We start from the raw sequence: 552 nt of genomic DNA on the forward strand, positions 1-552 counted from the left end.
TTTCTCATCATCAGTCAAGTTGTTTGTATCTTCAACTGGCGTTACGGCTGGAGTTTTTGGTGTGTTCTCATCCGCATCTGATGGGTTAGCTGTTGTAGTGGCTTCTGTTGGTGTTGATGTGTTACCTGCTTCATCAGTAGCTGTCGCAGTTACTTTATCACCATCTTTAAGATCAACGCTTGCTGGGACATCTACTGTGTAGTTGCCGTTTTCGTCAGCTGTTGTTGTAGCTGTTGAACCGTCTGGGAAGGTTACAGTTACGGTTGAGCCTGGTTCGGCTGTACCTGTTACTGTTGTATCACCTTCTTTTGGTGCGTTGACTACTGGTGCTTCTGGTGCTGTTGTATCTGGATTATTCTTAGCTGTGTCTTTTGCTGGGCTTGATGTGTTGCCTGCTTCATCAGTTGATGTGGCAGAAACTGTTGAGCCATCTTGAACTTTATCTGCTGGAATTGTGACTGCGCCTGTAGTAGGATCTACAGTGACACCTGAATCTGCTGGAACGGACCATGTACCATCATCTTCTTTAGTAACAGTTACTGTTTGTTCTGT

Annotated in this window: 1 protein-coding gene; it reads right to left on the reverse strand. The window is 45.1% G+C overall.

The genetic code is table 11. From position 1 onward, the window contains the following. Positions 1-552, reverse strand: a 552-nt coding sequence (locus NF418_RS10305) for an Ig-like domain-containing protein (protein ID WP_256779533.1), incomplete at both ends; no start/stop codon positions are given.

It is taken from the genome of Streptococcus suis, assembly GCF_024509555.1.
In the GTDB taxonomy this organism is placed as follows: domain Bacteria; phylum Bacillota; class Bacilli; order Lactobacillales; family Streptococcaceae; genus Streptococcus; species Streptococcus suis_AD.